Below are 26,341 nucleotides of genomic sequence, written 5' to 3'. Positions count from 1 at the left end.
GAACGTCTCCCTCATCGAGGGAGTCGATCGGATACTCCTCCAGGATGTTCTGCACCGCAATCGCGAGGCTGTTGATGTGGCCGGGGGTCCCCGTGACGGCCTGGGCCACCATCCGACCGCGGCGATCGAACACCGCGTTGGCGAGGTCGCCCGCCTCGCGCACGATCGGGCTGAACGCGGACCGCTGCAGCGCCTTGGCCTGCTCGTTGACGGTCGCGATCAGGCTCTGCCAACAGATCTCGAGTTCGATCGGATCGAACCCACCCGCCGAGGTCGGACGCGCTTCTGTGATGGTCATGATGCTGTGCTCCTGGTTGCGATGAGGCTGCCGTCCGCGCCGACCTCGACGTTCCATCCCGGACGGATGACGGCAGTGGTTTCACGTTCTTCGACCACACACGGTCCGGCGAAGGTCGCCCCTCCGCCGAGTTGGTCGCGCTTGTAGACCGGGGCCTCGACCGCCTCCATGCCCCGACCGAAGACCATCGGCCGATGCGCCACCGGCTCGGCGCCCGACCCGGTCGGCACGGGCTCGGGGGTGACCTGCTCGGCATCGGCCGACACGGCGAGACGCCAGGTCACGATCTCCACCGCGACGTCCGGAATGGCGAGTCCGAAGATCCGCTTGTACTCGTCCTCGAATGCGGCGAGGACCTCGGCGTCGGTGACCGGCCAATCGTCGCCTTCGCCGACCCACACGGTGACCTCGTTGCCCTGTCCGGCGTATCGACAGTCGAGGCCGTACCGGAACCGCGCTGCGTCGGCGGACGATCCGGCCGCCGCGAGGACGCGACGGCCCTCGTTGCGCAGATCGTCGAGCAGCGCCGTGCGTTCGGCCGGGTCGATGGCATCGAGACGCCGGGGCATCGAACGCGCCAGGTCGATCCGGACCGGCGACACCAGCGTCCCGAACGCCGACAGCACGCTCGCGTTGACCGGGAAGATCACCCGGTCGGACTCGAGCAGTTCCGCGACGCCGCACGCGTGGACCGGGCCGGCACCACCGAACGCGATCATCGACACACCGCGGAGGTCGACACCCTGCTCGACGGCGTGCATCCGGGCGGCGGCGGCCATGTTCTGGTTGACGATCTCGTGGATGCCCGCCGCGACGCTGACGGGGTCGAGGTCGAGTGATTCGCCGACCTTCGCAGCGGCGGCCGTGGCGGCCGCTCCGTCGAGGGGCATGTCGCCACCGAGGAACGCCGCCGGATCGAGCAGACCGAGCACGACGTCGGAGTCGGTCACCGCGGGTACGGTCCCGCCACGGCCGTAGGACGCGGGGCCGGGCTCGGCGCCGGCCGACTCGGGTCCGACCTTCAACAGACCGAACTGGTCGACCCAGGCGAGCGAACCGCCACCGGCGCCGATCTCGACGAGGTCGACCGACGGGACCGACACCGGGAAGCCCGAGCCCTTCTTGAAGCGGTAGGCGCGAGCGACCTCGAACACGTTGGTGAGCTCGGGTTCTCCGCCGTCGATGAGGCACGCCTTGGCCGTGGTCCCACCCATGTCGAAGCAGAGCAGGCGGTCCATGTCGAGCCGCTCGGCGAACCACTTGCCGGCGAGCGCACCCGCCGCAGGTCCGCTCTCGACGAGACGGATCGGGACGCGGGCCGCGTCGTCGGCGGACACGACGCCGCCGTTCGACAGCATCATCAGCACCGAGCCGCCGAAGCCCTCCCCCGACAGCCACTTCTGGAGTTCGTCGAGGTACGGCCCGATGACGGGCATCGTGGCAGCGTTGCAGGCCGTGGTGACCATGCGCGGGTACTCGCGGATCTGCGGTGACACGTCGGCCGAGATGCACACCGGAACGCCGAGTTCGCGTTCCAGGTACTCGGCGAGCGTCCGCTCGTTCGTCGCGTCGACATAGGAGTTCAGCAGGCAGATCCCGACCGACTCGACCTCCAGGGCACGGAGTTCGTCGGCGACGGCCTGCATGGCCTCCTGGCTCGGAGGCAGGACGACCTCGCCTGCGGCGGTCGTGCGCTCGGCGATCTCGACGGTGCGATCGCGTGGGACCGGCGGAGCCGGGAACTCGATCTGCAGGTCGTACATGTCGTAGCGGTGTTCGTCGCGGATCAGCAGCGTGTCGCCGAAGCCCTGCGTCGTGACGAGACCGGCTCGACCGGTCTTGCCCTCGATCAGCGCATTGGTGATCAGCGTGGTGGCGTGGACGATCGGCGCCGTGACATCGGCGGGACGCAGTCCGGCGCGGGCGAGGAGTTGACCGACTCCGGTGCGCACTCCGTCGAGAGGATTCGACGGCGTCGTGAGGGTCTTGTCGACGACCACGTCGCCGGACGACGCGTCGAGGAGGACGACGTCGGTGAACGTGCCTCCGATGTCGACGGCGAGACGCCAATCGGACGTGGGTACGGCGTGGTCGTTCATCGATCGGCTCCCTGGGCGTGTTGGTCGGACGGCTGGATGGTGTCTGCGGGTCGCGTCACGGTCGGATCGGCCTGTGCATCGCGCAGATCGTCACGCGGTGGGCTGAAGACGTCGAGGATCCAGCATTCGTCGAGCTCGTCGTCACCGACGAAGACGGAGTCACCGTGCCACACCTTGTGGGGGGCGAGGTACACCTCGCCCGGACGCAGGACCGTGCGGGTTTCGTCGTCGACCTCGCCGATCCGGAAGTCGAGTTCACCGCGCATGACGATACCGAGTTGCTCGTGCGCGTCGTGCTGGTGCATGTACGAGCCGGTCGCGCCTCCGTCGATCCGCCAGAAGCAGAGTTGGAGGCTCTCGCCGGTGATCACTCGGCGACGAAAGCCCGGCCGGGTCGTCTCCTCGAAAGCGGAGTCGTCGAAGAAGTGGCAGTACTGGTCGGATGCCGACCCGGCGTCGGGAACGGTGGTCACGAACTGACTCCTGGCGCCGGAACGTGCGTCGTGGAGGCCCGGTCCCGTCCGAACTTCTGGATGTCTCCGTCGAGGTCGAGCGGACGCACGATGGCCTGGTGCTCCTCGTCGCCCCACAGGTCCGGCGGCGTCAACCACATCACCTCGAACTCGATGCCGTCGGGATCCATCGCATAGAGGCTCTTGTTGACCCCGTGGTCGGACGCACCCTTGAGCGCACCGGCCTCGCGGAGACGGACCTCGTGGTCCTGGAGGTCACCCAGGGTGGGGACCTCCCAGGCGAGGTGGTAGAGCCCGACCTGCCCACGACCGGCGGTCGTCGGTCCGGCCTCGGCACCGACGGTGAAACAGGCGAGATCGTGATGGTTCGGCGATCCCGGCGCGCGCAGGAACACGAAGGCGCCATCGGGGTGGGTGACGATCGCTTCGAAACCGAGCACGTCCTCATAGAACTTCTGGTGCCGACGAGCGTCACGCACGTACAGCACGGCGTGGTTCATCCCTGTGATCATCGATGGGGCCCCTGGCGGGTCGTGGAGCGATCGGTCGCTCCGTTCGGTCTGATGGTCAGACCATAAACCACGACCCCCCACCGCTGTCAAGCGCGACCTGACCCGGCGGCTCAGGCGTCGAGGAGATCGAGCACGTCGCGACGGGATGGCTGCGACGGGACCGCGCCGCGCACCGTGGTGGCCAGCGCGCCGGCCGCTGCCGCGTAGCGCAGCGCATCGGCCACATCGTCACCCGCAGCCAATCGAGCGGCGAGCGAGCCGCAGAACGCATCGCCGGCACCGGTCGTGTCGACCGGCTCGACGCGACTCGGAGGAACCGAGATGCTGCCGTCGATGCCGACCAACTCGGCGCCCGCGGCACCGAGGGTGACGACGAGATGGCCCACACGCGACACGAGCGCACCTCGCCCACCGAGCAGATCGACTTCGTGCTCGTTGGGGACCAGCACGTCGCAGTGATCGAGCAGCGAGTCGGGAAGCGTTGCCGCAGGGGCCGGATTGAGGATCGTCGTCGCACCGTGCGCACGGCCGCGTCGAAAGGCCTCCTCGACCACGTCGGTCGTGGTCTCGAGTTGTGCGAGCACGACGTTGCTCGTCGGGAGTCGGTCGACCTCGACCGTCGCGTTCGCCCCGGCGACGATGATGATCGAGTTCTCGCCAGAATCGTCGACGGTGATCAGCGCGCGTCCGGTCGGCACACCCGGACGCGTCGCGAGCAGCGTGTCGTCGATGCCCTCGGTCTGCACGATGCCACGCAGGTACTCGCCGGCATGGTCGTCACCCACCGCCCCGACCATCGCGACGCGCGCACCCGAGCGAGCCGCACACACCGCCTGGTTCAAGCCCTTGCCACCGGCGATCTCGGCATAGTCACTTCCGGTCAACGTCTCGCCCGGCGACGGGTGGCGCGCCGAGCGCACGACGAGGTCGAGATTCAGACTGCCGACGACCACCACATCGAATTCACTCATGGGCGGCGACCGTAGCGACCCGGCGACTACACGAGCCGGTCGATGAGACTGCGTTCGACCGCACGGAGGTGAGCGACGCCCTCCTGCGCTGCCTGCTCGACATCGCCCGAGGCCACGGCCGAAGCAAGGCGCGCGTGCTGCGCCGCCGACTCGCTCACGATGCGCCCGACCTCGCTGCGATTCGCATCGTCGGACAGCAGCGAGTCGAGACCCTCCGAACGGAAGAGCCTCGCCATCACCTTGCCGTAGAGCTCGACCAACAAGGGGTTTCCGCAGGCAGCGGCGAGAGCGGTGTGGAACTGGCGATCGAGTTCGCGAAATGCCGGCAGCGTCATCTCGTCGGAGAATCGCTCGGCGATCTCGGAGATCTCGGCGCGCTGCTCGGGTGTGCCACGTTGGGCGGCGAGTTCGATCATCGGAATCTCCAGGAGACGACGGGTCTCGAAGAGTTGCTCGACGAACTGCTTGCGATCGTCGACCTGGTCGAACGACACGTCGGGGAGTTGCTCGGCCACGTACGAGCGGTTGCCGCGACGGACCACGACACCGAGCGAGAGCAGACCCTGCATGGCTTCGCGCACCGATGTTCGGGCGACGCCGAACTGCTCGGAGAGTGAACGCTCCGACGGCACTCGAGCACCCGGTTCGAGCGCACCCGACGTGATCCTCTCGAGCAGTTGGTCGCGGATCTGCGAACTCAGTGTGCTGCGTGTCACCGGCGCGAAGCCGACCTCCTCCTCGTCGGTCGCCACAGCGCTGTTGGTCATCGGTTCGCCTCTCTCCGGGCCGTTCATCGGACCGCCTCGCCGCCAATCTAGTCCTGCGGCCGCTCCGAATCGGCGTACTGTCTGAACAACTGATGGTCTGACTCTTGACCACTGTTCGACCACCTCGATGCCATCGTTCTCCATCGACCGTTGGTCTGACCATCAGACCTTTGCTAGGTTCCCCACCATGACGTACCCGAACACACTCATCTTCGTCGACTTCCCGTCGAGCGACCCGGAGGCCACCGCCGAGTTCTACGAGGCCGTCTTCGGGTGGGAGGTCGAACCCCGGCCCGCCGGCGTGTTCCACCGGATCGTGCCCGGCCAGAACTTCCAGCTCGACGACGGCACGCAGAGCCCGACCGGCAACCTGCACATGGGAATCCACAACGCGGCCAACGCCCGCCCGCACCCCGACCCGGACGGTGTCGAGCCGCGCCATCTGGCCACCGACGGGCGCGCCGCTCGCGTGTGGATCCTCGTCAGCGAGGACGACTCGATGGACCGCATCCTCGGCGAGGCCGACAAGCGCGGCGGCGAAGTCCTGTGGCGCGACCACTACTGGGCCGAGTTCAACGGATTCAACTCTGCGTTCAAGGACCCCTGGGGCAACACGTTCATCCTGTGGAACAAGGGTGGCGACGACCCGCAGATCCCGGAAGGCTGGACCAATGAGTGACACCGTCGAACAGGGCAGCGACGCCGCCGCACACGAACTCCGTCCGACGAAATCACGGTGGACCCACATCGCACTGCGCGTCAAGGACATCGACACGACGATCGACTTCTACGAGCGCTACACCGACCTCGAACTCCTCGACCGACGTGAGGACGAGGACGGCTACGGCGCCTGGCTCGGACACTCGGACCAGAAGGAGTTCCCGTTCGTCCTCGTCCTCGCACAGTTCTTCGAGGGTCGCGACCCGTTCGCACCGGCCCCGCTGGCCAAGCTCGCACCGTTCAACCACCTCGGCATCGAACTCCCCACGAAGGCAGAGGTCGACGCCACGGCAGCTCGCGCCGAAGCCGAAGGATGCCTCGCGATGCCGGCGCGGATGATGCCCGACCCGATCGGCTACATCTGCATGCTCGAGGACCCCGACGGCAACCTCGTCGAGTTCTCCTTCGATCAAGGCGTCTACGAGACCGTCCGCGAGAAGTGGGGCTGACGGACCCGTGAGCGCCGGGAACCACGACGATCTGTCGACCGCACTCGACTACGTCGCGGCGCTCGGCGGTGCTGATCCGGACCTCGTCGCGGCGCTGGTGAGCGACGACTTCCGCAACGAGCACCACGCAGAACTCGGGTCCGGCTGCGTCGGCCGTGACGAGTACGCCCGGCGCCTCCCCGACTTCTTCGCCAACTTTCCGAACCGTCGCTACGACGTCACGGAAACGGCGATCGGCGAACTGCTCGGCGACAGCCAGGGCGGCAGCGAGGTCGTGGTCCGGTATCGGTTCGGTGCCGATGTCGAGGGCACCCGTATCGACATTCCCGGCGTGATGTGGATCAGCGTCCGCGACGGCCTCGTCAGCCGGCGCCTCGACTGCTGGGATTCGCTCACCTTCTATCGACAGACCGGGCTCCCCCCGGGGTGAGTCCCCGGCGTCTCCGCGGCCGTCAGGTTCCGGCGAGGGCGGCGACCACGGGAGCGAACGCCTCGAGCGCGTCCGACTGCACGGTGACGTACGAGCCCTGCCACCGCTCGCGCTGAGCGATCAGTTCCTCGGCGATCTGATCCGCGGAGCCGACGAGCGTGTGCGGGCTGGCGAGGAGCGTGTCGGCGTCCATGCCCATCGCGCCGCCGACCTTCCCGGCGACCTCGTCGCGGTCGTCGGTGACGATGGTGACGAACTTGAGGATGCTGATCTCGATGTCGTCGAACCGGTCACCCGCGGCGTCGCGAACCCAGCCGAGCTTCTCCTCGGTGGCGTCGGCCGACATCGAGGCGATCGCCTCGGGGCCGACCTTGCCCTCGCCGACATTGGGGTTCACGCCGACGATGTCGGCAAGACGGGCTGCCGTGGAAAGGACACGCTTTCCTCCACCTCCGACGACGATCGGTGGTCCGCCCGCCTGCACCGGCTTCGGCTGACCGTCCATCTCGGTGATCGTGTAATGGTCGCCGTCGAACGAGAACGCGCCCTGGCCCCAGAGCCCACGCAGGATCTCGATCGACTCGATCATGCGGTCGATCCGCACACCGGGTCGGTCGTGCTCGACCCCGGTCCACGTGTAGTCGTCGGTCATCCATCCGGCGCCGACGCCGACTTCGAGCCGGCCGTCACTGAGCAGGTCGATCGTGGCGGTGTCCTTCGCGAGGAGCGCCGGGTGACGAAAGTCGTTGGCGAAGACGAGCGATCCGACACGGAGCGTCTCGGTCACCGCCGCAGCGGTCGACAGCGCCGCGATCGGCGCGAGTTGGTCGCCGAAGTGGTCGGGCATCAACAACGTCGAGTAGCCGAGGTCCTCCGCCTTCTTCGCCGTGTCGGTCCATTCGGACGACGAGCGAGCGTTGGCGGCCATGACACCGAAGCGGAAAGGACGGGGATGCGTCATGCGAGCGAGCATCGCACAGTCACCCCGACCCCGTGGATTCCTGCGTTCTCGTGATCAGTTCCCGCGCCCCATGCGCGAACTGTTCACGAGATCGGGGTGGAGAGGCGGTGTGATGTCAGCTGCTGCGGACGAGGCGACCCGGGAACTCGCCGGTGTCGGTGTCGTTGTCGCGGGTGACCACGCCGTTGCAGAGCGTCGCGACGTAGCCCTTCACCGGCTGCATGAGCCGGGTTCCACCGGCGGGCAGGTCGTGGTGGGCCACCGGGGCGTCAACCGAGAGATTGGCGTGGTCGATCACGTTCACGTCGGCCCGTTTGCCGACTTCCAGCGTGCCGCGATCGTCGAACCCGTAGAGCGCCGCGTTGCGCGCCGTCTGTTTGTTGACGATGAACTCGAGCGGGAGTTGCTCGCCACCGCGGTCGCGCGTCCAGTAGGTCAACTGCGTGGTCGGTGCGGATCCGTCGCAGATGAGCGTGACGTGCGCGCCGGCATCACTGAGTCCGGTGACCGTGTGCGGGTCGACGAGCATCTCGCGCAGCACGTTCATCCGGTCCGCGACGTCGACCGTGCTCAGCGATGCGAACCGCGTTCCGCCGTCCTCCAGCATGAAGTCGTAGAGGTAGTCGAGCGGGTCACGTCCGGCAGCGGCGGCTCGCGCGCCGATCGTGTCGGACAACGCCGGCTCCAGGTCCACGGGGCTGTCCATCGGGTACATCACCGGCGCGGCGCGCGTGAACAACCCGTACACGTTCTCCATGGAGCCCGGCTCCTCCGGGCGGATGTCCGGCTCGGCGAGCAGCTTGGCCTTCATCTCCGGGTCACTCATCACGACCACCCGCTCGGCGAGCGGCAACGATGCCAGGTGATCGATGTAGGTGGGCTTGCGCATGAACGCGTGGTAGCCGCTCAACCCGGTCAGGAAACCGATCGGACGCGACGACACCTGCGGGAACATCCGGGCACCGGCGTCATTCGCGTCGGCCGTCATCCGGAGGATGTCGCGCCACAGATCCGGGTCGTAGTCGGGTGACTGGACGAGCGTGAACGTGACGGGACGACCACTGGCGATCGAGAAGCGACGCATCAGATCGTGTTCGAGTTCCTGCGTCGTCTTCTCGCCACCGAGCGCGTCGAGTTTGCCGACCGTGCCGGCCGGGATCATCTCGAACACGCCCTTGCCGACGCGGCGCATGTGTTCCGCGATCCCGAGCAGTTCGTCGTCGGCAGCAAAGGTTCCGGGCACGGGTTCGCCCCACAGGGCGCGGTGTCCGATCGTGCGCGACGTACTGAACCCGACCGCGCCCGCCTCGAGCGCGTCGGCCACGATGCGGCCCATCGCATCGACGTCATCCGCGGTGGAGTCCTCGTTGACCCGACCGCGCTCGCCCATCGCGTAGAAGCGGACAGCTCCATGTGCGATCTGGGCGCCGACGTCGAGCGCGTACTGGCGACCGTCGATGTAGTCGAGATAGTCGGCGAACGATTCCCACTGGCCCCAGTCCATCCCCTCGTGCAGCGCGGCACCAGGAATGTCCTCCACACCTTCCATCAGCTCGATCAAGGCCTGCTCGGAACCGGGGGCAACCGGAGCGAACCCGACACCGCAGTTCCCCATGACGACCGTCGTGACGCCGTTGTGTGACGACGGGGCGATCTGCTGATCCCAGCTGACCTGACCGTCGTAGTGGGTGTGCACGTCGACCCAGCCCGGCGTGACGATCGCGCCGTCGGCGTCGATCGTGCGGCGTGCCGGAGCGGTGATCGAGCCTCCCACCTCGGCGATCAGACCATCGCTGATCGCGAGGTCGCCGGCCACCGGTGCCGACCCGGTCCCGTCGACCAACGTTCCGTTCTTGATCACGACGTCATGCATGTTTGGATCCCCTGTCCTGGCAGCCGCGGTGGCTGTGAGATCGACGGTACTGCGGCGCCGTTTCCGGCGGGGAGTCGGCGGGGCACCGCGCTACAGGTTCGTCATGCCACCGTCGACGCGCAGGACCTGACCCGTCACGTACGTCGCCTGGTCGGACGCGAGGAAGCACGCCACGTCGGCGATCTCGTCCGCGGTTCCCCATCGCCCGAGCGGGACGCTCTTCACGAACCGCTCGCGGACCGCATCCTCGCCGAGCTTGTCGAACGTCGGCTCCCACATTTCCGTGTCGACCAGCCCGGGGGCCACCGCGTTCACCCGGACGCCTTTCGGTGCCCACTCGTTCGCGAGGTTCTTCGTGAGCGTGTTCAATCCGCCCTTCGACGCTGCGTACGCGCCTTGCGTTCCACCGGCACCCGTGGCTGCGGTGGAGGTGACGTTCACGATCGAGCCACGCGACGCGAACAACGGCTTCGCGAACGCCGAGCAGAGCATGAACGTCTGACGCAGGTTGACGAACAACGTCTCGTCGATCGCCTCGCCGGTCACCTTCGACGCCGGCTGATTGCGCTCGACGGCCGCGTTGTTGATCAGGATGTCGAGTCCACCGAATGCGTCCAGAACGGACGTCGAGATGTGTTCGACCGCGGAATGCTCGGACAGATCGGCGGGGATGACCAACGGGTCGTGAGCGAGGTCGGCAGCGATCGCCTCCAGCCGGTCGGCACTTCGGGCCACGAGCGCCACGCGTGCACCCGCCGCGTCGAGCTGCCGCGCGATCGCCTCGCCGATCCCCCGGCTCGCGCCGGTCACCACCGCATGCTTCCCCACGAAATCGAACGACATCATGGGCAACGTAGTGAGGCCGACGCGTCGCTCTCGGTCTGTGCTCGAAGGCGTTCAGGACACCGCGAAGGCCGGTGGCGGTTCGAAACCGCGCCACTCGCGCTCGAGCAGTTGAGCGAACCGCAGCGTCGTTCGGTCCTCCAGGTTGGGACCCATCGCCTGCAGTCCGAGCGGGAGGCCGGCGGAATCGGGACCGGCGGGAAAGGCGGTCGCTGGAAGGCCGGCGAAGATCGCCCACATCGGGAACGTCACGTTGTCGCCATAGGGGACCTCGCGCCCGTCGATGTCGAGTGTCCGCGACTCGAATCGACCCGTCTGGTGCGGATGGGCCGAGCCGAGAATCGTGGGACAGATCACGACATCCCAGTGGCGAAAGAACTCCGCCCACTCGACGCGGGCTCGTTCGCGGCGATCGAGTACGGCCAGGTAGTCGGCGCCGCTCAGGGTGAGGCCACGCGCGCGGGCGATCGCGTCCGGGTCCCCGGTGTCGATCATGGTCGCAGCACTCGCCTCGCGCGCCTCGGCCGTCATCCCCCGGGTGGTCATCAGCATCAGGGTGGTGAGGTAGTCGTGGTAGTAGGTCTCGACGTCGATCTCCGGCATCGCCGTCGAGACGGTCGCTCCCGCCTCACCGAGGAACCTCGCCAATTCATCGACCGCACCGCCCATCGCATCGGACGGTCGGGTGAGCAGGTCGAGCGGCATCACCGCCACGCGGAAGTCGGAGATCCGATCGTGACGCGACGCCGGTAGGTGAAGTCGCCATCCCTCCTCTCCCGTGGGTGGGCCGGCGACGACATCGAACAACAGCTCCAGGTCGTCGGCGCTCCGGGCGAGCGGCCCCTGCACGGGCATCACGACGCCGGGGTTGTGGTGATCGGACATCGGGAACGCGCCCTCGCGCGGGACCGCGGTTTCGGAGGGTCGATGTCCGTAGACGCCGCAGTAGGCAGCCGGCACTCGGATCGACCCGCCGATGTCGCTCCCGATCTCCAGCGGTGTCATGCCCGCCGCCAGCGCGGCGCCACCGCCACCGGTACTGCCGCCGGGCGATCGGTCGAGGTCCCACGGGTTGTTGGTGCGTCCGTAGACCTCGCTGTCGGCCTGCCAGTCGGTGAGCGCGAACGGGATGTTCGTCTTGCCGAGCACGCACGCCCCGGCATCGAGGACGGCCCGGGCGATCGGGCCGTCGGTGTCGGGGACGTGTTCGGCGAGTCCGGGAACTCCGGCCGACTGCGGGAGTCCGGCGACGCGTGTGGACTCCTTCAGCGTCATGGGGAGACCGAGCAGCGGACCCGTCGCACCCGCCGACCGCGCCTCGTCAGCCGCCGATGCTGCGGCGCGGGCGCGCTCCGCCGTCGGGACCGGCACTGCGTTCAGGTCACCGTCGATCGACGCGATGCGATCGAGGTGGAGTTCGACCAGCTCCCGACTCGAGATCGTTCGGGCGTCGAGCGCCGCCAACATCTGCGTGGCCGTGCTGTAGACACCGATTTCGCTCATCGATGGGTCCTCTCCCTCGTGGGCTCTCCGGAAGTCCGAACGTAGCCGCACGTGTGGGTGCCAGCGGCCCGCCGTGGGAGGTCAGGCCGTTCGGAGCAGGTCGTCGACCTCGGTGTCGGTGACCTGGCGGAAGTCGTCGTAGTGCAGTCCGACGGCACGAAAGCTCCGCGGCGTTTCCAGACACACGACCTCGGCGAGAGCGGACAGCCGCTCGACCGCGTCGGACGCTCCGACGGGTACGGCGAGCACCAGGTGTCGCGGCGCGAGACGAGACAGTGCACGAAGCGCTGCCTCGGCGGTGATGCCCGTCGCGAGTCCGTCGTCGACGAGGACGACATCATGCGACGAAAGTTCCGGCAGCGCCCGATCGGGTCGATACCGCTCGACACGCCTCGCCAGTTCCCGACGCTCGTCGACAACGGTCGCCTGGACGCGAGGACCCGTCACGTCGAACATCGTCGGCACCTGGGTCGACCACACGACCTCGTCGGAACCCTCGGCGATGGCGCCGATGCCGTACTCCGGGTGTCCGGGCGCACCGACCTTGCGCGCGACGAACACGTCGAGCGGTGCATCCAACGTCTGCGCGATCTCCGCACCGACCGGGACCCCACCTCGCGGGAGCGCGAGCACGAACGGTGACGACAGCTTCAGGTCGGCCAGCGCCGCTCCGAGACGACGGCCACCGGCTCGACGATCCCGGTAACCCATGATCGATCACTCCCCGAATTCGAGCCCACGGACACTCTCAACAAGAGGTTGAGACTTTCTTGGAAAGCCCACCGTCTCAACGATAGCTTGTGTCGGATGTCTCAGTCCTCCGGCACCACCCTGCCTCGGATCGTGAGCGCGAGCCGTCCGCGCCGGCGCCTCATCGCCTGGCTCGCCGTCCTCGCGGCGGCGTTCGGAGTCCTCCCGATCGGGGAATCGCCGGTGGCCGCGCAGGTCGCCCCGGACTCCACGACGAGCACCGCGTCCACCACCGCTCCCCAACCCGAGCCGGAGCCGACCACGTCATCCACGCCGGAGAGCACCACCACACCGCCGATCGATTCCACCACGACGAACCCTCCGGTCACCTCGGGTGACGAAACCACGACCTCGACGGAACCGACCGCGACGACCGACGGTTCCACCGATCCCGACGACGGCGACACGCCCGGTTCGACGACCACCGTGGCCGACGGAGAACCCGACGACGAGTCCGGATCCCAGACGCTCGGTGCCTCGTCCACCCAGCAGTTCGTTCCGTCGAGCGCGGTGCTCGGTGCCACCAGCCCGGTGGTCCTGACACTCACCGGAACGAGCACCTCGAACGTCCCCGTCGATTCCCTGACCATCCAGGTCCCGGCCGACACCGCTCCAGCCTCGAGCACCAACCCGTTCGACCATCTCGCCGCCACCGATCTCGGCAGCGTCACGATGCCGGAGGGTGCCAACGAGGTCACCGTCGAAGTTCGCGCCAACGGGTCATGGACGCCCGGTCCGGTCGGCCCGCCGGCCGCGCTGCCTGCCGAATTCGACGAGTCGACCATCGAGGGCGTCCGGATCACGTACACCGACACCGACGACAGCGGGATTGCACCGGGCGCGAGCGCCTCGGTCGAGCTCGAGCTGGAGCTGCGTGAGGGACTCGAGCTCGACGAGGACATCGAGTTCGAAGCGACGGCGCGCACGACGGTCGTGGCCGACGGCGGCACCGCATCGGACGACCACGACGCCAGCTTCACGATCGACGTTCCCGCCCCCGTCGTCGACGACGAGTCGAACGAGGAGGAGTCCGACGTCGACGACGAGACCAGCGACGACGAGACGAGCGACGACGGCGAATCCACCGACGACGAGGAGGCCGAAGCGGGGACCGTGGCACGAATGATCGCTCCGGTCGGGGCCGCCGTCGCCATGGTGCAGCAGGCGATCGACCTGGTGATCGTTCCGGCGGCCATCGATCCGAACGAGATCTCCGGTTCCCTGTCGATCCAGAAGGTCGCCGACGTCAGCGACGTCACACCCGGCCAGACCTTCAACTACACCATCCAGGTGCAGTGCACCACGGCGACCGTGACCGGTTGCCTGAACGCCACGGTCACCGATCCGTTGCCGTCGTACCTGATCCCGAACGGACCGGTCCAGGTCACCGGCACGTCGACTCCGCCGATCGTCGACGACGGACCGCCGATCGTGATCACCTTCCAGGACGACCTCGACGACGGCGACATCGGACTCGCGGCGGGTGAGATCGTGACCATCACGATCCCGGTCCAGGTCGATCCGACGATCCCAGTCGACCAGAACGGCGTTCCGATCGTCAATACGGCCACGGTCGACGCCGACAACGCCGACCCGAAGGACGGCACCGCCACGGTCACACCCGACATCGAGCCGACGATCGCCGCAGACACGAGCAAGTCGTACACGCCGGACACGGACTTGGCCGACTCGACCGACCCGATCACGTTGAACATCAGCGGCACGAACACCTCCAACGTCCCGGTGGAGGAAATGGTCATCCAGGATCCGGCCACCGATCCGCCACCGACCGACGTCGCGACCAGTCCGTTCGGCTACCTGGCGGTCACCGGTCTGGGCCCCGTCACCATGCCCGACGGGGCCGACGAGGTCGTGGTCGAGGTCTACGACGCCAGCACGAACACGTGGGTCGCGGGTCCGGTCGGACCCCCGGCCGCACTTCCCGCCGGAGTCGACCCCGCGGACATCTACGGCGTGCGCTATACGTTCACCGACACCGACGACAGCGGGATCCCGCCCGGTGCCACGGCGTCGATCGATCTCGACCTCGCGCAGCGCGGCAATCTCCCCGATCCGATCCCGGGAGGCAGCCTCCAGATCGACAACGACGTCCAGACCACCGTCACCGACCCCGAGGGGAACACCGCTGACGCCACCGCCGACGCCGACTTCCAGATCCGCGGCAGCGAGATCGGCGTCGACGCCGACAAGACGATCGACCCGTCGACCGTGAACGCGGGTGACTCCGCCACCGTGAATCTCGTCGGTACCAACACGACACCCGACACCGCGCTCTCGCCGATGGAGTCGATGACGATCACCGAACCGGCGCCGGGGTTGAACAACCCGTTCGAGAACGGGTTGACCTTCACCGGCTTCACGTCCGGCGTCGAATGGCCGACCGGCGCCGACGAGGCGACGATCGCCTACGAGTGCAGCGGTGTGCCACAGACGCCACAGACCACCACGACGGTCGACACGCTTCCCGACCCCGACCCCTCCTGCGACGTCACCGGATTCACCGTCGAATTCACCGACACCGACGGCAACGGCATCGCGGCCGGCGCGACGGCGACCATTCCGTTCACGGTGGACACCGACCCGGACCAGGATCCTGACGAGCTCACGAGGTTGAACATCGTCCGCGTCGACGGCACCGACGGCAACAACAGCTCCGCCCGCGCGTTCGACTTCGACACGATCCGCACCGTCGTCGATCGGCTCGCCATCGATGTCGACAAGTCGATCTTCCCGAACGAACTCCCCGCCCAGCCGGGAGAGATCGTGACCGTCCAGCTCAACGGGAACCTCGCTCCGTTCCCCGAGTCGTCGGTCGATGCCGACCAGATCATCGTGCAGGAACCATCGGAGCTACCCGACGCCCAGGATCCCGACTGGTTCTCGATCTTCCAGCCGCAGTCGGTGACCGCCACCCCCGTTCCGGCCTGCTCGTCGCTCACCGTCGAGTACACCACCGATCCCGACGGCGCCATCTGGACGCCGATTCCCGGACTCGAGGACATCCAAGGCGCCACGATCGTCAACCAGTCGATTCCGGCGAACATCTCCGACAGCGCGACCGGCATCCGTTTCGTCTACAACGCGGCGCCCGCCGTGGACCCGTGCGAGGGCGGCTTCCCGCCCGGTACCTCGGTCGCGCCCAATCTGGCCTTCAGCCTGCGGCCAGAGGCGGCGGCTGTCATCAACAGCGGCACCGACCCGGTCACCTACACCGACTGCGCCAACTCATCGGCCAACCGCACCGGTGTCGACGATGCGAACTCGGGCGAGGCCTGCGACGAGGTCGTGATCACCCCGGCCGATCCTGGCAACCTCGACCCGATCGACAAGGCGTGGGACGTCAATCTGATCAACTCGCGCTCGCAAGCCGAGGCGGGTGCCACGATCTCGTGGTCCACCCAGGGCTACACCGGTCTCGGCCGCGTCGAGATCAGCGACATGGCCGACGGCGCCAACGTGGCGCTTCCCGACAGCGTGTACGACGAGTTCGACCTCCTCCGGATCGATCCGATCTCCGCGGCCGACGACCCGCACCTCACCTACGACCAGATCGCCCAGATCGAACTGCTCCAGGGAACCACCTGGGTGCCCGCTCCCGGCGACCCGTGCCCCGCCGCGTGCGACGGCACCTTCCCCGGCTACACCATTCCCGATGCGGAACGTGACACGACGATCGGCTTCCGGCTGACCTACATCGAGAGCCCGACCCGTGTCGACCGGTTGACCGCCGGGGCTCCCCCGGTCGGAACCGGCGTCGCGCCGTCGGCCGGCAACGATCGCCACATCCACCCCGTGTTCGAGCTACGTGACGTCCGCCGGAGCGACCCCGGGGTTCCGGTGATCGAGGAGGTCGTCTACAACACGGCGAACGCCGGGGAGATCCTCAACACCGCTGGTGCCGATGCCTTCGTGAACCCCACCGATTCGACTCCGGTCCAGCGGTACCAGGACGGCGACGTCATCGAGCTCGCCGATGTTCCGGTCACCGTCAACTCGACCAAGATGATCGACGGAGGCCCACTCGGGATCCCCGAGGTGGGCGTCCCGCAGGACCAGTACCCGACCGCGCGCGTCACGTTGACCGGCGCCAACACCACTCCGGCGAAGATCGACGAACTCACGATCACCGACGACACCAACGGCGACTCGTTCGAGTGGTTCAACCTCGTGGGCTTCACCACGATCACCCCACCGGCCGACATCGGCGCCGACGACGTGACGATCACGCTGACCGGGGCGACCCCCACCGACTACACCCGCACCGACGCGCTGGCACTCACCGAAGCCGACCTCACCGGCGTCACCGGCATCGAGATCACCTACACCGGGCGCATCGACGCAGGCGCCGTCGCACCCACCACCGCGACCGTCGTCTTCGACATGCGGCTGCGCACCGAGGGCCGCACCTCGATGACACGACCGACCGGTGGTCAGACCGTCGACAACCAGGCCACCGTCGACGGCGCCGACCTCGTCGACTTCCCCAACGTTCCGAATCCCGACAACTGGATCGCCGACTCCACATCCGATGCCGACATCGACCTGTTCGCGCAGGGCCTGAGCGTCACCGCGTCGAAGTCGATCAACCCGTCCACGCTGACAGAACCCAGCAACGGCCCGGCCACGGTCACGATCGGTGGCCAACCCGACGGTCCGTCGCGCACGGTCGAGATGGTGCTCACCGACGCCGATCCGCGGTTCTGGAACCAGTACGACCTCGACACCCTCGGGGACGTGGCGTTCACGTTCCCGATCGATCAGGTGCGAGTCGATGCGCTGACCGGCGGAAGCTGGTCGATCGACGGCGGAACCGGCGCGCCGGTCCTCACCGGCGCCGCATGGACCGATGGCGTGCCGACGACCGGCCCAGCGCTCACGCTGCCCACCGGCGTGACGGCCGACCAGGTGCAAGGGCTGCGGTACACATTCACCCGCGTGGACGGCGCCAACTGGGAGAACCCCGCGACACCGAACCAGACCATCTCGTTCGATGTCACCCGTCGCGACGAGTTGAACACCGGTGGACCGGTGCTGCCCGACCTCGTCCAGTACCCGCCGGCCCCGGGCGAGACGGTCCCGGGCAGGGCGACGAACGAGATGACCGCGATGATCACGAGTTCGGACGTCGATTTCAACGGCGATCCATTGACCGCCGACGGCACCGCTGAAGCCACGATCGACTACCTGCACGCGAGCAACAGCGTCGGCGTCAGCAAGAGCCCGGACGGCAGCATCCTCCCGCCGGGGCAGATCTTCACCTACACGCTGACGATCGAGAACACCGGCGATGTCGACATCACCAACCCGGTCGTCGTCGACACGCTTCCGGAGGACGCGGACGGACCGATGGTGCTCGTCGCAACGGATCCGAACTACGCGTACACACTCGACCCGGCTGACCCGCCGAGCATGCCGACGGATCCTGCGGAGGTCACGGTCGTCACCACCGACACCTCACTCACGTTCACGTTCCCGGATGGAAGCACGTTGCCGATCGGCGCGACGTACACGATCTCGTTCGACATGTTCCCCCGACCGGGCCTCCCCGCCGGAGTCCCGTTCGAGAACACGTTCGGTGTGACCGGCGATCGCCCGTGGGACGAATGCACGGAGGGAACCCTCGACCCGGACACCGGTGAGTGTCAGGCGTCGGCATCCAACTCGGTGTCGGTCGCCGGCGCGATGTCCGTCGTCAAGCTCGTGCGGGCAGAAGGTTCCGACGTGCTCGGGGTCACCACCGATCCCGCGACACAGGTACAGATCGGATGCACCGCCGATCCGGATGGCTTCTACGCCCGTCCGTGCGTCCCGATCGCCGAACCGGGAGGCGACATCACCTGGCGGATGCGCTTCGTCAACACCGGCAACCTCGAGATCGACCGCATCCTCGGAATCGACTCGCTCCCCGCGGTCGGCGACAGCCTGGCCACGGTCCCCGCGCTCGGACGCGGCAGCCAGTGGCAACCGACGTTGACCGGCGCCGCGCCGACCCTCGTCGATCCCACCTTCGGAACGCTCACCGTGTGGTACACGACCGGGGCGAGTGCATGCGATGCGGGCGCGCCGCCCGTCGGAGGCGCCGCGCCCAACCTGCTCTGCCCTGCGCTCACGTGGACCGAGGCCACCGGCGGCACCATCCCGACCGATGCCACCGGCATCCAGGTCGAAATTCTCCCTGCCACCGCGCTCGCACCGGGAGAATCCACCGACGTCGATCTCCAGATGGTGGCACCACCACTCGCCCCTGCCTCGGACGTGACCGCACCGCAGGAGCAGCCCGACCTCCAGGCGTACAACACGGTCGGCACGTCCGGACGGTTCCTCACACCCACCCAGCAGGAGAGCTACACCCTCGTCTCCGAGCGTCCGCGCGTGGGCGTCGCGCTCGCCAACGGGCCGATCTCGGTCGAGAAGGTCGTGACCGGCGACGCCGCGGCGTTCGCCCCCGACTCGTACGAGGTCGACCTGTCGTGCACATCGGTCGGGGTGGACGTGCCGCTCGACGCCGTCAATCCCCTGACGCTCGAGCCGGGAACCCCGCAGACGATCAACAACCTGCCGTACGGCGCCACCTGCACGCTCGTGGAGGGCGACAACGGCCAGACCTCCGAGTCGTCGACGACGGCCACGGTCACCCGTGACGATCAGACGATCGAGACCGTCACCCTCACCAACGACTTCGACGACGCTCCCCTCTCGATCACCAAGACGGTCGAATCGAGCGCCGTCGACCAAGATGGAACTCCCGTTCCGTACGGCCCGTTCGAGTTCAGCGTCGACTGCAGACTTCGTATCCCGGGCATGGTCCTCCCGATCCGGGTGTGGGCCGACGGCTACACCGGGTCCCCGATGATCTTCCGGATCGACGAGGGCGAGACCGTCGAACTGACCGGGATCCCGGTCGGCTCGATCTGCACCGTCACCGAGACCGATGACGAAGGAGCGGCGGCGAAGACGGCAACGGCAGACCCGGCGGAGAACGTGGTGGTCGATCCGGAAGGTGAAACCGTGACCGTGACCCTCGACTCGGAGACCACCGTGACGGTCGGAAACGTGTTCACCTCCGGCTCGGTCGAGATCACCAAGGTGGTCAGCGGCAACACCGCCGCCGACGGTGCCGCCGGTCCGTTCACCGTCGCGGTCGAGTGCATCCTCGACGATCCCACCGGCGTCCGTACGGTCTGGGACGACGACGTGATCCTCGGCGGAGACCAGCCGCTGACCGCGACGATCGACGATCTGGCGACGGGCGCGGTCTGTCAGTTCGAGGAGACCGAGTCGCAGGGCGCCACGTCGGTGACCATCGAGCCCGCCGAGGGTGTCGTGGTCGGTGACGGCACGGTCGTCACCCTCACCGTGACGAACGAGTTCCCGCCGGATCCGACCACCACGACCGCCGCACCGTCGGCGACCACCACGACGGTGCCCGGCAACCTTCCCAGCACGGGCGGGTCCGGCTTCGGTCGCATGCTCCAGATCGCCGTGCTCCTGCTCGGCGCGGGCACCGCACTCGTCGTGCTGATCCGGCGCCGCGCCGCGAACGCCTGACCACCCCCTCACCCCAACACCGCATCACCCCCGCCTCACTCCACTCCCCGTTTGCGTTGCACTTCTGGTGCGCCGAGCAACCAGAAGTGCAACGCAAACGGGAGAGGGACGGCACGGGAGGGTGACTAGCGGAAGACGGCGGCGGGGTCGGGGTCGTCGCCGGCGAGGATCGACGCGACCGCGTGGCACGGCAGCATGCAGATCGCTCGGTAGGTCACGTCGGTCAAGCCGGCGACGTGGGGGGTGACGACCGTCCCCGGGTGGGCGAGCACCCGGTCGCCGCCGAACGGCGGTTCGGGATCCCACACGTCGGTGCCGTATCCGGCCAGCTCACCAGCTTCGAGTGCGTCGGCAAGCGCCTCCTGGTCGACGATCGCACCGCGCGCGGTGTTGACGAGGATCGCGGTCGACTTCATCCGGGCGAACTCGGTCGTACCGAACATCGACGTCGTCGCAGCGGTCAACGGCACGCAGATCTGGATCACGTCGGACGTGGCGACCAGCTCGTCGAAGTCGACCCGCGGCACGGCGACGCCGGTCGTCCGTCGAGTCGTGCATGCCACGTCCATCCCGAGTGCCTGACCGATCTCGGCGATCCTCCCGCCGATGGCCCCGAACCCGACGATCCCGAGCCGCTTGCCGTTCAACTCGGTCCCGATGAACCCGTTGCGGACTCCCCAGTTCCCGCCCTTCACCGCCGCGTCGACCTCGGTCAACCGGCGCGCAACGGCGAGCATCAACATCAACGCGTGCTCGGCGACCGTGTTCGTGGTGAGACCGGGCGCGTGCACGACCGCGATCCCCTCGCGCGCCGCTGCCTCCGTGTCCACGTTGTCGAGGCCGGCGCCGCACCGCGCGACGACCTCGAGTTCGGGGAACGCCGCCATCACCTCTGCGGTCACCCGCCCGCGACCGCGGGTGACGATCGCCCGCACGCCGTCGTACGCAGCCGGATCGAACGCATCGAGGTCCTCGACGAGTTCGACCGGACCGGCCGCTTCCAGCACGCGCAGCGCGTCGTCGTGGACCGTCTCCAGCAGCAGGATCATGACCGGCCGCCGAGCGTCAGACCGAGGTCGAGTCGAAGAAGTCGAGGTCGTAGATCGACGGGTCGACCGGCTGGTCGGCCTCACACGACAACTCGATCAGGTTGCCCGCCGGATCGCGGACGAACGCCTGCATCACCCCGGTCGGCAGGCGTCGCGCGTGACCCCACGTCTCGGTTTCGAACACGCCGTGTTCGAGTGCGCGGGCGAACACGGCGTTGAAGTCGTCGAGGCGGACGCAGAAGTGGGAGCGCTCGGGATGCACGTCCGACAGTTCGTTGACGTGGATCTCCTGGCCACCCCCCACCGCGAAGAACTGCGCGGGGAAGCCGAGGTCCGGCGTCGGGGACTTCTCGAAGCCCATCACCTTCTCGTAGAACTCACTCGCCGCGACGAGGTCGTCGACCATCACGTTGACGTGCTGAATGGAACTGGACATCTGGTCACCTCTCGAATTCTTGGAGGAAGTCGGGCCGAGGCTCGATGCCGAACCCCGGCTTCGTCGGTGCGTGGACCACACCATTGTCCACCACCGGAGCCTCGACCGGCATCTCGCGGAGCAACGGGTTCCCGCCGAGCGAGTACTCGACGGTGCGCGCCGCCGAACTCGCGAACGCAAGCGTCACGCCCGCGTTGAACGACAACGCGGAGCCCCAGCAGTGCGGTGCGAGTTCCAACTGGTGCGTTTCGGCGAGCGCGGCGATGCGACGGCCCTCGGTCGGCCCGCCGCAGATCGCCAGGTCGGGCTGCAGCACGTCGGCTGCTTCATGCGCGATCAGCTCGCGGAAGTCGAACCGGGTCGACTCGCTCTCCCCCGCTGCGATCGGCGTCCGCGTCGACGCGCGGACCCGCCGAGCCGAGGCGAGGTCGTCGGCGTTGACCGGTTCCTCGAACCAGCGCAGGTTCACGTCCTCGACACCGGCGAGGAAGCGCATCGCGTCGGTCGAGTTGTAGGTGCCGTGGGCATCGGCCATCAGACCGATGTCGGGGCCGAGCGCGTCGCGGGCAGCGCGGACCCGGGCGACGCTGGTGGCCACATCGCCGTCCATGATCCCGACGCGCATCTTCACCGCGTCGAACCCGTGGTCGACGTATCCCTGGAGTTGGGCACCGATGTTGTCGGCGTCGGCCCATCCGCCGCTCGCATAGGCCGGCAGGGTGTCGGTGCACGGTCCACCCCACAGGTCGACGACCGGCAGATCGAGCGACTTGCCGACCACGTCCCACAGCGCCATGTCGATGCCGCTCATCGCGCTCATCGTCACGCCCCGACGGCCCAGGACGGGGAATCCGCGCCCGCGTTCGAGCGCGTACCCCGCCCGCGTGCCGTTGTACATCGTGTCCCAGATCGCAGTGATCCTCCGCGCGTCGAGGCCGACGAGCGCAGGGGCGTACTCGTCGTTCACCGCTTCGACGACGGCGCGGCACGGACCGGAGCTCCCGACCCCCGCCTTCGCTTCGCCCCATCCCACCACGCCGCCGTCGACCTCGACGCTGATGATCGCGGCGTCGAAGCTGGAGATCCGACCGAAGTCCGAGACGTGCTGCTGTTCGACGGGGATCGGGCAGTGGATCCACCGCGCCCGCACGTCTCGAATCTTCATCTGGTCAGTGCCTCCGAATCAGATCAACGGAAGCAGCGTGGTGGCGCACTTCTCGACGAGCATGTCGTAGAACTCCTCCGACAGCAGGCTGCTTCCGTGGTCGATGATGAACTGCAGTTCCTCGGCGCTGATGTCGACCGGGTTGGTCTCGACCGCATCGGGGAACTTGTTGGCCGGAGTCCGGTCGACCGGAGCGACGAACTCGACGGTGAGGGCACCGTCGTAGCCGACGTCCTGCAGCGTGCCGACGATCTTGGCCCAGTCGAGCGCTCCCATCCCGCACGCCATGCGGTTGTTGTCGGCGACGTGGAAGTCGACGAGGCGGTCGCCGGCGTCACGGATCGCCTGATAGAAGTCGATCTCCTCGATGTTCATGTGGAACGCGTCGAGGCAGATCCCCACGTCGGGAGCGACCGCATCGGCGAGTGCCAGAGCCTGGTCGCCGCGGTTCACGAAGTAGGTCTCGAACCTGTTCAGACCCTCGATCGCCATCCGCACCCCGGCGGCGCTCGCGACCTCGTGGACCTCCTTGAGCCCGTCGACGGCCCACTGCCATTCCTCGTCGGGCGTGGCGTCGGGCTCGACCTTGCCGACGGTCGCGGGAACGATCGTGACCTCGTGGCCGTCGAGTTCCTTGACCATCGTGACGACGTCCTTCATGTACTGGACGGTGGCCGCGCGCTGCGCCTCGTCCTTGGCGCACAGGTTCCGGTCGCCGAGGGTGAGCGTGACCGCGCCCCAGCAGTCCAACTCGTACTTCTTCAGCAGGTCGCGGACCTCGGACGTGTCGTACTGGTCGGGTTCCCCCTTGATCTCGATGCTGCCGTAGCCGCACCGCTTCAGCCGAGCGAGGGTGACCTCGAGCGGCTCCGATCGCATCCAGTTATGCATTGACAGGTGCACCGTGGTGCCCTCCTTCCGCCGACAACCGGCGTTGTGTGTATGTGAACTTCGGATTCAGCTGCGGAGCGATGCCCACGGCTCTTCGGTCGACGCGTCGACCGCTTCGTATCCCTCGACTCCGTGACTCGGGCCGAGCACGACGAGGAGCCGAGCGGGCTCGGCGGCGTCCGGTGCGACGAAGGTGGCGTGCACCGTGTCCATCGGAACGAATGCCATGTCGCCCGGAACGAGCTGACGCTGCTCCTCGAGCACCCACTGCTCGACCGATCCGCTGCGCAGGAAGATGACCTCCTCCTGGTTGGGGTGGCGGTGGAAGTCGTGGCCCTGGCCGGGCTGGATCTTCACGTCGAGAACACAGAGATTCTCGGCGTCGGGCACGTTGGCGGGACGAACGGCCCAGCCGAGGTCGCCCCAGTCGAGTTCTTCCCACTCGACGTCGTCCTGACAGATGAAACACATGATGTTCTCCTTCGATCTCGATTCAGAAGGTGACGGCCTTGAAGGCCTCGGTCTGCGCCTTGAGCGCCTGTTCGGTCGGAAGGCGTTCCATGCTCGACGCCCCGTAGAAACCGTTGACTCCCGACGAGCGCTGCAGCACGTACGTGGCGTCGTCGGGCATCGCGATCGGCCCGCCGTGGCACAGCACGATCACGTCCTCGCGCACCGTTCGTGCCGCGGCGGCCCACGCGTCGACCTTCTCGACACAGTCGTCGAGCGTCAACGCGGTCTCGGCTCCGATGCTGCCACCGGTCGTGAGTCCCATGTGGCAGACGATGATGTCGGCGCCCGCCTCGGTCATCGCGATGGCGTCGTCCTCGCTGAACACGTACGGCGTGGTCAGCATGTCGAGCGACGAAGCGACGCGGATCATCTCGACCTCGAGGTCGTAGCCCATGCCGGTCTCTTCGAGGTTCTGACGGAAGGTCCCATCGATCAGGCCGACGGTCGGGAAGTTCTGGACGCCGGCGAAACCGAGCCGGGTCAGCTCCGGGAGGAAGATCTCTGGTTGGTAGAACGGGTCGGTGCCGTTGACCCCAGCGAGCACCGGCGTGTGCTGCACCACCGGCAACACCTCCTTGGCCATGTCGACCACGATCTCGTTCGCGTTGCCGTAGGCGAGCAGTCCGGCCAGCGAGCCACGGCCCGCCATGCGGTACCGGCCGGAGTTGTAGATGACGATCAGGTCGATGCCGCCGGCCTCTTCCCATTTGGCGGACAGGCCGGTTCCGGCGCCGCCGCCGACGATCGGTTCGCGTCGCTCGACCATCCCCCGGAACTTGGCGAGCGATTCACTGCGGGTCGGGGTCATGACGTACCTCCCTGATCGGCGGGCATCACATCGGCGAACGCCGACATGACCGCCTCGACGAACGGTTCTTCGTTGATGTTCGCCGCCACACGCGTGACGACGCGGTTCTCGTTCTGCTCCACGTTTGCTTCGATCGCGGCGAACAACGCGTCATCGGCGACCGGGTCGTGGAACGGCTGGCCGGGTGCGTCGATCATCGACACACCACCCTCGGGCAGCAGGAATCGCACGGGGCCGGTGCACGCGTTCAGCTTGCGCGCGATGAACTCGCCGATCGCGGTGTTCTCGGCGGGGGTCGTGCGCATCAGCGTGACCTGAGCATTGTGGACGTGCAGGTTCCGATCGGCGAACTCCTTCGGGACCGTGGCCATGGCGCCGAAGTTGACCATGTCGACCGCACCGGCCGAACCGACGTAGGGAACACCGGTGCGCGCGATCGCGTCCATCCGACCCGGTCCCGCCGGGAACACTCCACCGACCAGCTCGTCGGCCACTTCGGTCGTGGTCATGTCGAGTACGGCGACGACCATGCCCGAGTCGACGAGCTTCTCCATCGACTGCCCGCCCGTGCCGGTCGCGTGGAACACCAACGGGTCGTACCGATCGGCGAGCTCCTGTGACAGCCGGGTGACGAGAGGCGTCGTGACACCGAACATCGAGAGCGCGACCGGCGGAAGATCCGACCGGCCGGCGGGCACGGTGTTGGCGACCATTCCCGCCATCGCGTGTGCGGCGTTGCCGAGCACCTGCCGAGAGATCCGGTTGATGCCCGACACGTCGGTCACCGAGTACATCATCGCGATGTCGGCCGGTCCGACGTAGGGAGCGACGTTCGACGAGGCCACGGTCGACACCATCATCTTCGGCACGCCGACGGGAAGCGCGCGCATCGCCGGTGTCACGAGCGCTGTCCCGCCCGATCCACCGGCGCCGATGATGCCCGAGACATCGTCGGAGTTCGCGAGCACGTAGTGCTCCAAGGCGACCGACATCGCCGAGATCGCCGCGCCGCGATCATCGGACTCGACTGCGTCCGCGCCGTCCGGGTGGTGCGCCGCGACAGCCTCGGGTGTGACATCGCCGGCGGACTCGTGGCCGGTCGTCCCGACGTCGACGAACACGGCGTCGGCGCCGGCCGCCCTGATCAGGTCGCGTACGTATTCCAGCTCGAGACGTTTCGTGTCGCCGGTCCCGACGACGAGGACGCTGCTCATCGGTTCTCCCCTTCCGCGCGTGCCATCGGGTGTCTGACACCCGATGG

Annotated in this window: 22 protein-coding genes; 4 read left to right on the top strand and 18 right to left on the bottom strand. The window is 67.8% G+C overall.

The genetic code is table 11. The features are described from left to right. The 6 genes from ON45_RS11895 to ON45_RS11870 all read right to left on the bottom strand — a co-directional run. Positions 1 to 298, bottom strand: a 298-nt coding sequence (locus ON45_RS11895) for a hydantoinase B/oxoprolinase family protein (protein ID WP_040494128.1), incomplete at its 3' end; no start/stop codon positions are given. Further along, the gene (locus ON45_RS11890) at positions 295 to 2,397 is read right to left on the bottom strand and encodes a hydantoinase/oxoprolinase family protein (RefSeq protein ID WP_040494127.1); all 2,103 of its coding nucleotides are present in this window, start codon (positions 2,395 to 2,397) and stop codon (positions 295 to 297) included. The genes ON45_RS11895 and ON45_RS11890, both read right to left, overlap by 4 nt. Next, positions 2,394 to 2,870: a cupin domain-containing protein gene (locus ON45_RS11885; protein ID WP_083914844.1), complete on the bottom strand. Its 477-nt coding sequence runs from the start codon at positions 2,868 to 2,870 to the stop codon at positions 2,394 to 2,396. The genes ON45_RS11890 and ON45_RS11885 overlap by 4 nt, the downstream gene beginning before the upstream one ends. Then, positions 2,867 to 3,370, bottom strand: coding sequence for a VOC family protein (locus tag ON45_RS11880; protein ID WP_083914842.1), 504 nt, complete (start codon positions 3,368 to 3,370; stop codon positions 2,867 to 2,869). The genes ON45_RS11885 and ON45_RS11880 overlap by 4 nt, the downstream gene beginning before the upstream one ends. Before the next feature lie 122 nt (positions 3,371 to 3,492). Beyond that, complete coding sequence (locus tag ON45_RS11875) at positions 3,493 to 4,353, bottom strand: ribokinase (protein WP_040494123.1); 861 nt, start codon at positions 4,351 to 4,353, stop codon at positions 3,493 to 3,495. A gap of 26 nt (positions 4,354 to 4,379) precedes the next feature. Next, positions 4,380 to 5,120, bottom strand: a complete 741-nt coding sequence (locus ON45_RS11870; protein WP_040494121.1) for a FadR/GntR family transcriptional regulator — start codon at positions 5,118 to 5,120, stop codon at positions 4,380 to 4,382. Positions 5,121 to 5,307: 187 nt separating this feature from the next. On the opposite strand from ON45_RS11870, the gene ON45_RS11865 reads away from it, so the two are divergent. The 3 genes from ON45_RS11865 to ON45_RS11855 are packed head-to-tail and all read left to right on the top strand — an operon-like array spanning position 5,308 to position 6,719. Beyond that, positions 5,308 to 5,799: a VOC family protein gene (locus tag ON45_RS11865; protein ID WP_040494120.1), complete on the top strand. Its 492-nt coding sequence runs from the start codon at positions 5,308 to 5,310 to the stop codon at positions 5,797 to 5,799. After that, positions 5,792 to 6,289: a VOC family protein gene (locus ON45_RS11860; protein WP_040494118.1), complete on the top strand. Its 498-nt coding sequence runs from the start codon at positions 5,792 to 5,794 to the stop codon at positions 6,287 to 6,289. Before ON45_RS11865 ends, ON45_RS11860 begins: the two co-directional genes overlap by 8 nt. Positions 6,290 to 6,296: 7 nt before the next feature. Further along, the gene (locus ON45_RS11855) at positions 6,297 to 6,719 is read left to right on the top strand and encodes a nuclear transport factor 2 family protein (RefSeq protein WP_040494117.1); all 423 of its coding nucleotides are present in this window, start codon (positions 6,297 to 6,299) and stop codon (positions 6,717 to 6,719) included. 22 nt (positions 6,720 to 6,741) lie between these two features. Here the strand turns inward: ON45_RS11855 and ON45_RS11850 are convergent, their stop codons facing one another. From ON45_RS11850 to ON45_RS11830, 5 genes are all read right to left on the bottom strand, one after another. After that, a complete protein-coding gene (locus ON45_RS11850) occupies positions 6,742 to 7,680 on the bottom strand; it encodes a TIGR03621 family F420-dependent LLM class oxidoreductase (RefSeq protein WP_040494132.1) in 939 nt (312 codons plus the stop codon). Positions 7,681 to 7,795: 115 nt separating this feature from the next. Next, a complete protein-coding gene (locus ON45_RS11845) occupies positions 7,796 to 9,553 on the bottom strand; it encodes an N-acyl-D-amino-acid deacylase family protein (protein ID WP_040494115.1) in 1,758 nt (585 codons plus the stop codon). Between the two features lie 90 nt (positions 9,554 to 9,643). After that, on the bottom strand, positions 9,644 to 10,396 hold the full coding sequence (locus tag ON45_RS11840) for an SDR family NAD(P)-dependent oxidoreductase (protein WP_040494131.1): 753 nt from the start codon (positions 10,394 to 10,396) through the stop codon (positions 9,644 to 9,646). Positions 10,397 to 10,450: 54 nt separating this feature from the next. Then, positions 10,451 to 11,899 (bottom strand): amidase family protein, encoded by a 1,449-nt coding sequence (locus tag ON45_RS11835; protein ID WP_040494114.1) that lies wholly within the window; start codon positions 11,897 to 11,899, stop codon positions 10,451 to 10,453. A gap of 81 nt (positions 11,900 to 11,980) precedes the next feature. Then, complete coding sequence (locus tag ON45_RS11830; protein ID WP_040494112.1) at positions 11,981 to 12,610, bottom strand: phosphoribosyltransferase; 630 nt, start codon at positions 12,608 to 12,610, stop codon at positions 11,981 to 11,983. Positions 12,611 to 12,706: 96 nt separating this feature from the next. Here ON45_RS11830 and ON45_RS11825 point away from each other — a divergent pair, with 96 nt between their 5' ends. Next, entirely contained in the window at positions 12,707 to 20,218 is a 7,512-nt protein-coding gene (locus ON45_RS11825; RefSeq protein WP_040494111.1) for a DUF5979 domain-containing protein, read from the top strand. A 125-nt stretch (positions 20,219 to 20,343) separates the two neighbouring features. On the opposite strand, the gene ON45_RS11820 is transcribed toward ON45_RS11825, so the two are convergent. Genes ON45_RS11820 through ON45_RS11790 form a run of 7 tightly spaced genes read right to left on the bottom strand, consistent with a single transcriptional unit; the run spans position 20,344 to position 26,294 of the window. Then, positions 20,344 to 21,267, bottom strand: a complete 924-nt coding sequence (locus tag ON45_RS11820; RefSeq protein ID WP_040494109.1) for a 2-hydroxyacid dehydrogenase — start codon at positions 21,265 to 21,267, stop codon at positions 20,344 to 20,346. A 16-nt stretch (positions 21,268 to 21,283) separates the two neighbouring features. Next, positions 21,284 to 21,703, bottom strand: coding sequence for a VOC family protein (locus tag ON45_RS11815; protein WP_051062949.1), 420 nt, complete (start codon positions 21,701 to 21,703; stop codon positions 21,284 to 21,286). A 4-nt stretch (positions 21,704 to 21,707) separates the two neighbouring features. After that, on the bottom strand, positions 21,708 to 22,868 hold the full coding sequence (locus ON45_RS11810; RefSeq protein ID WP_040494108.1) for a mandelate racemase/muconate lactonizing enzyme family protein: 1,161 nt from the start codon (positions 22,866 to 22,868) through the stop codon (positions 21,708 to 21,710). A gap of 18 nt (positions 22,869 to 22,886) precedes the next feature. Then, positions 22,887 to 23,771, bottom strand: coding sequence for a sugar phosphate isomerase/epimerase family protein (locus tag ON45_RS11805; protein WP_040494107.1), 885 nt, complete (start codon positions 23,769 to 23,771; stop codon positions 22,887 to 22,889). A 54-nt stretch (positions 23,772 to 23,825) separates the two neighbouring features. After that, on the bottom strand, positions 23,826 to 24,230 hold the full coding sequence (locus ON45_RS11800) for a cupin domain-containing protein (RefSeq protein WP_040494105.1): 405 nt from the start codon (positions 24,228 to 24,230) through the stop codon (positions 23,826 to 23,828). A 22-nt stretch (positions 24,231 to 24,252) separates the two neighbouring features. Beyond that, positions 24,253 to 25,080, bottom strand: a complete 828-nt coding sequence (locus ON45_RS11795; RefSeq protein WP_040494104.1) for a phosphoenolpyruvate hydrolase family protein — start codon at positions 25,078 to 25,080, stop codon at positions 24,253 to 24,255. After that, positions 25,077 to 26,294, bottom strand: coding sequence for a Tm-1-like ATP-binding domain-containing protein (locus tag ON45_RS11790; protein ID WP_040494102.1), 1,218 nt, complete (start codon positions 26,292 to 26,294; stop codon positions 25,077 to 25,079). The genes ON45_RS11795 and ON45_RS11790 overlap by 4 nt, the downstream gene beginning before the upstream one ends. Between the last annotated feature and the right edge of the window lie 47 nt (positions 26,295 to 26,341).

Source organism: Ilumatobacter nonamiensis YM16-303, assembly GCF_000350145.1.
GTDB classification, from domain to species: Bacteria; Actinomycetota; Acidimicrobiia; order Acidimicrobiales; family Ilumatobacteraceae; genus Ilumatobacter_A; species Ilumatobacter_A nonamiensis.
The sequence above is the reverse complement of the archived record's forward strand: the minus strand, read 5'-3'. Positions and strand labels throughout refer to the sequence as shown.